This is a genomic window from Mycobacterium sp., assembly GCF_025933915.1.
GTDB lineage: Bacteria > Actinomycetota > Actinomycetes > Mycobacteriales > Mycobacteriaceae > Mycobacterium.
Genome location: NZ_JAICZA010000239.1, coordinates 1 through 5,067, shown reverse-complemented (window position 1 = coordinate 5,067; position 5,067 = coordinate 1). Strand labels below are relative to the sequence as shown.

Annotated in this window: 4 protein-coding genes; 3 read left to right on the top strand and 1 reads right to left on the bottom strand. The window is 67.6% G+C overall.

Annotation, left to right across the window (positions count from 1 at the left end; genetic code table 11):
• Positions 1 to 145: 145 nt before the first annotated feature.
• Positions 146 to 1,420 carry an alpha/beta hydrolase gene (locus Q0W90_RS23085; RefSeq protein WP_297776865.1) on the top strand — a complete coding sequence of 425 codons (1,275 nt, stop codon included), beginning with the start codon at positions 146 to 148 and terminating at the stop codon, positions 1,418 to 1,420.
• Positions 1,421 to 1,439: 19 nt separating this feature from the next.
• Here the strand turns inward: Q0W90_RS23085 and Q0W90_RS23080 are convergent, their stop codons facing one another.
• A complete protein-coding gene (locus Q0W90_RS23080) occupies positions 1,440 to 1,874 on the bottom strand; it encodes a protease inhibitor I42 family protein (RefSeq protein WP_297700877.1) in 435 nt (144 codons plus the stop codon).
• 106 nt (positions 1,875 to 1,980) lie between these two features.
• Between Q0W90_RS23080 and Q0W90_RS23075 the strand changes: the two genes are divergently transcribed.
• Positions 1,981 to 3,591, top strand: a complete 1,611-nt coding sequence (locus tag Q0W90_RS23075; RefSeq protein ID WP_297776862.1) for a Na+/H+ antiporter — start codon at positions 1,981 to 1,983, stop codon at positions 3,589 to 3,591.
• 34 nt (positions 3,592 to 3,625) lie between these two features.
• Positions 3,626 to 4,804, top strand: coding sequence for an AAA family ATPase (locus tag Q0W90_RS23070; RefSeq protein ID WP_297776859.1), 1,179 nt, complete (start codon positions 3,626 to 3,628; stop codon positions 4,802 to 4,804).
• The last annotated feature ends 263 nt before the right edge of the window (positions 4,805 to 5,067 follow it).

Below are 5,067 nucleotides of genomic sequence, written 5' to 3'. Positions count from 1 at the left end.
GGGCGACGGGTCCGGCGGGTGCGGGCACGCCGGACCGGCCTGCCTCGGGCGCGCCACCTCTCCAGACCATTAACCCCCGCCCGAATCCGCTAGCGCGGCCGCTATCGGATCCGAGCGTCGCCCACACGTTTCGTAAGGTGAGGCAATGCGGACAGCTCGAATCATTCACCTCGCCCGGCAAATAGGGTCGCTGGCGGTCACCGCGGTGACCGCGGCGTCCACGCTCAACGCCTACCGACCCCTGGCGCGCAGCGGATACCCCTCGCTGTACTCGTGGATGTTCGGGCTCGTCGTCACCGAGTTGCCGCTGCAGACGATGATGAGCCAGCTCGGCGGGCTGGCCCTGACGGCACGGCGCCTGACGCGGCCGGTGCGCATAACGGCGTGGCTGGTCGCCGGCCTGTCTGCGCTGGGGCTGTTGAACCTGAGTCGCGCGGGCCATCGCGCCAACGCGCCGCTGACCGAGGCGCTGGACAGCGGACTGGGAGCCGATCGGCTCACCGACTCGGCAAGCCTGTGGCGCCGGCCGATCGGCGGCGGCACCGCCAAGACGCCCGGACTGCTAAGGATGCTGCGGATCTACCGCGACTACGCCCACGACTCCAACATCAGCTACGGCGAATTCGGCGGCGCCAACCGCCTCGACATCTGGCGGCGCCCCGACCTCGATCCCGCCGGCAAGGCGCCGGTGCTGTTCCAGATCCCCGGTGGCGCCTGGACGACGGGAAACAAACGCGGACAAGCGCATCCGCTGATGAGCCACCTCGCCGAACTCGGCTGGATCTGTGTGGCGATCAACTATCGGCACAGCCCGCGCAACACCTGGCCCGATCACATCGTCGACGTCAAGCGCGCCCTCGCCTGGGTCAAACAGCACATCGGCGAGTACGGCGGCGACCCCGACTTCATCGCGATCACCGGCGGTTCGGCCGGCGGCCACCTCTCGTCGCTGGCCGCGCTCACGCCCAATGACCCGCAATTCCAGCCGGGATTCGAAGACGTCGACACCCGCGTGCAGGCGGCCGTGCCGTTCTACGGCATCTACGACTTCACCCGATTCGACAAGACCCTGCATCCGATGATGCCGGGCTTGCTGGTCAAGTCGATCATCAAGCAACGGCCCTCGACCCATCTGCAGACCTTCCAAGCCGCGTCGCCCGTCAACCACATCCATCCCGACGCTCCCCCGTTCTTCGTCCTGCACGGACGCAACGACTCGCTGGCCTACGTCGAACAGGCGCGCGCGTTCGTCGAAAAGCTGCGGCAAGTCAGCACGCAACCGGTGGTCTACGCCGAATTACCGTTCACCCAACACGCTTTCGACATCTTCGGCTCGGCCCGCGCCGCACACGCCGCGGTGGCCGTCGAGCAGTTCCTGGCCGACGTCTACGCCCGACAACGCCAGGTCGCCGTGGCGTAACCGCCACGGCCGCAAGGGCTTATCGCACGACCACGTTGAGGGTGTAGGTGCACGCCGGTTTGGCGTCCTTCTCGACGAAGCTGGCATACGAGGTGCCGACGGTGGTGACCCCCGGTCTCAGGGCCGCGAACGTCCACATCTCGGTGCCCGGCGCCCCCAACGCCTCAGCGCTCGGCGGGACGAACTCGTGACTAAGCTGCTTGATGACGGCCGAATTACCGATCGTGGTATCGGGCGCCCATCGGTAGGGAGTGGTGTAGTTCGAACCCAACTCCACGACCAAGGTGTTGCCGACGGCCAAGGTGATGCTCTGGCTGATCTCGCTCTGCGTCAGCACATCCTTCATGGGTACCTGCAGAGATTTGGTCGACGGGGGGTTCCTGGACGCGAAGTGACATCCCACCACCAGGGACAACACGAGCGCGGCGACTGTTGCCAGCAGCCTGACCTTCACCAGATCCCCCTTCGATTCCGCTCCGGAGCCTAATAGGTCTGATCCAGACCGAAGATAGCGACGACTACGGGCGACCGCCGACCGTCCCATCCGGCAGGATGGGACGGTGTTTGGCCTCGAACTGATCGTCGCCCTGGTGTCCACCGTCATCGTGGGGACGGTCATCGGCCGGCGCTATCGCGTGGGTCCCCCGGTGCTGCTCATCGTGATGGGCGTGCTGTTGGGCCTGATCCCCCAATTCGGTCATGTGCGGGTCAACGGCGAGATCGTCCTGCTGCTGTTCCTTCCCGCAATCCTGTACTGGGAGGGCCTGAACACCAGCTTCCGCGAGATCCGGGCCAACGCGCGCATCATCGTATTTCTCAGCATCGCCCTGGTGATCGCCACCGCGGTCGCGGTGTCGTGGACGGCCCGGGCGCTGGGCATGAACCCCCACGCGGCGGGCGTCCTGGGTGCGGTGCTGTCGCCGACGGACGCGGCTGCGGTAGCCGGGCTCGCGAAGAAGTTGCCACGCCGGTCGCTGACCGTGCTGAAGGCCGAGAGCCTCATCAACGACGGCACTGCCCTGGTCTTGTTCGCCGTCAGCGTCCACGTCGCGGTCGGGGGGACCGCGATCAGCCCACCCGAGGTGACGGCCCGGTTCGTCGGCTCCTACCTCGGCGGGATCGCCGCCGGGCTGCTGGTCGGCGGCGCGGTGACGCTGCTGCGCAAGCGAATCGACGCGCCCCAGGAGGAGGGAGCGTTGAGTCTGGTGACGCCGTTCGCGGCGTTCCTGCTCGCGCAATCGATGCACTGCAGCGGGGTGGTCGCGGTGATGGTGTCGGCCCTGATGCTGGCCTATGCCGGGCCGGTGGTGATCCGGGCCCGCTCCCGTCTGCAGGCCTACGCCTTTTGGGACACCGCGACATTCCTGCTCAACGGCTCGCTGTGGGTGTTCGTCGGTGTCCAGATCCCGGGTGCGCTGCGGGGCATCGCGGGGGTCGGCGGCGGAATCCGCCACGCCGTCTTCGTCGCGCTGGTGATCACCGGAGTGGTGATCGTGTCGCGCATCTTCTGGGGAGAAATCACCACGCTGCTGATCCGCCTCATCGACCGCCGACAGGTGCAGCGCGAACGCCGGGTCAACTGGCGCCAGCGCTTCGTCACCGTCTGGGCGGGATTCCGCGGCGCCGTGTCGCTTGCCGCGGCGGTGGCCGTCCCGATGACGACGCTCAGCGGCGCGCCCTTCCCGGACCGCAGCCTGCTGATCTTCATCGTGACCGTCGTCATCCTGGTGACCGTCCTGGTCCAGGGCAGCACGCTGCCCGCCGTCGTCCGCTGGGCGCAGATGCCCGAAGACGCCGCCCACGCCGAGGAACTGCAACTGGCGCGCACCCGGGCTGTTCGGGCCTCTCTCGCCGCCCTGCCCACGGTCGCCGACGAGGTCGGCATCAGCGACGACCTGCGCCGGCGGCTGCAAAAGGAATTCGAAGAGAAGGCCGCGCTGGTCCTGGCCACCGAGGACGGTTCGGCGCACAGTCACGTGGTCAAAAGCCGGGAGAAGATCCGACAAGTCCGTCTGGGCGTGCTCGAGCACAAACGCCGGGAAATCACCGCTTTGCGCAACCAGAACCTCATCGACGACATCGTGTTGCGCGAGTTGCAGAACGAGATGGATCTCGAGGAAGTGCAACTCCTCGCGGCCGCGGCCGACGACGACGAGGACGAGGACGAATAAGGGTCCGTCGGTGGCCGGCCGTACAGTCGGGCCCGTGCTGCAGACCGTCGCGATCCGCGGATATCGCTCGCTGCGCGAGGTGATCCTGCCGCTGGGCCGGCTGTCGGTGATCACCGGCGCCAACGGGTCCGGCAAGTCGTCGCTGTACCGCGCGCTGCGGCTGCTGGCCGATTGCGGGCGTGGCGAGGTGATCGGCTCGCTCGCCCGCGAGGGTGGGCTGCAGTCGGTGCTGTGGGCCGGCCCCGAACAGTTGTCGGGTGCTCGACGGTCCGGGAAGACCGAGGGCACCGTGCGCACCCGGCCCGTATCACTCGAAATGGGCTTCGCCGCGGACGATTTCGGCTATCTCGTGGATCTGGGCATCCCGCAGTCCGCCGGGAAGTCGGTGTTCGCCCGCGATCCGGAGATCAAACGGGAAGTGTTGTTCGCCGGCCCGGTGCTGCGGCCCAGCACGACGCTCGTGCGGCGGTCACGAGTTTTCGCCGAGGCCAGCGCGGACTCCGGACGTGGCTTCGACGAGCTGTCGCGGTCCCTGCCGTCCTACCACAGCGTGCTCGCCGAATACGCCCACCCGCACGCACTTCCCGAGCTCGCCGCGGTCCGAGAACGGCTGCGCGGGTGGCGGTTCTACGACGGCTTCCGCGTCGACGCGGGGGCACCCGCGCGGCATCCGCAGGTCGGCACCCGCACCCCGGTGCTCTCCGACGACGGCAGCGACCTCGCGGCCGCGATTCAAACGATCCTCGAGGCGGGGTTCGACGACCTCAGCCGCGCCGTCGCCGAGGCATTCGACGGCGCCACCGTCTCGGTGGCCATCCACGACGGGTTGTTCGACCTTCAACTGCGACAGCGCGGTATGCTGCGCGCGTTGCGGGCAGCCGAGTTGTCCGATGGCACACTACGTTTCCTGTTGTGGGCCGCCGCGCTGCTCAGCCCGCAACCGCCCTCGCTGATGGTGCTCAACGAACCGGAGACCTCGCTGCATCCGGAGCTGGTGGCGCCGCTGGCCTCGCTGATCCGCAGCAGCGCCGCGAAGGCTCAGGTTGTGGTGGTCACCCACTCGCGCTCACTGCTGGAGTTCTTGGATGCGGTGCCGCTGAGCGAAGAGCCTGACGGAGCCCTGGAGATCCAGCTCTACAAGGACTGGGGCGAAACGCGCATCAGCGGCCAGACCTTGCTGACGACACCGCGCTGGGATTGGGGCGCACGCTAAGCCGTTGCCGCACTTCGCCGCGGCTTCTCGCGACGAGTGTGAATCCTGGGCTTTCACTGTGAATCCTGGGCGGGCCTGCTCGGCGTGTCGCCGACGTGGCTTCCCACTGAAAGCCCAGGATTTACACTCGACGCCAACGATTCACTCCCGACGCCATCGACGCACACTCAGCGCCCGCGAGCGATCAAGTCGGTCGACGACAAGGCAAACATTGCCCAACGGGCAATATTGCCTACTGTGCACGTTTCGCGTACGGTGGCAGC

Bases quoted from the DNA above. Each gene is read 5' to 3' on its own strand.
- Q0W90_RS23085 (WP_297776865.1), top strand. From the start codon at position 146: ATGCGGACAGCTCGAATCATTCACCTCGCCCGGCAAATAGGGTCGCTG.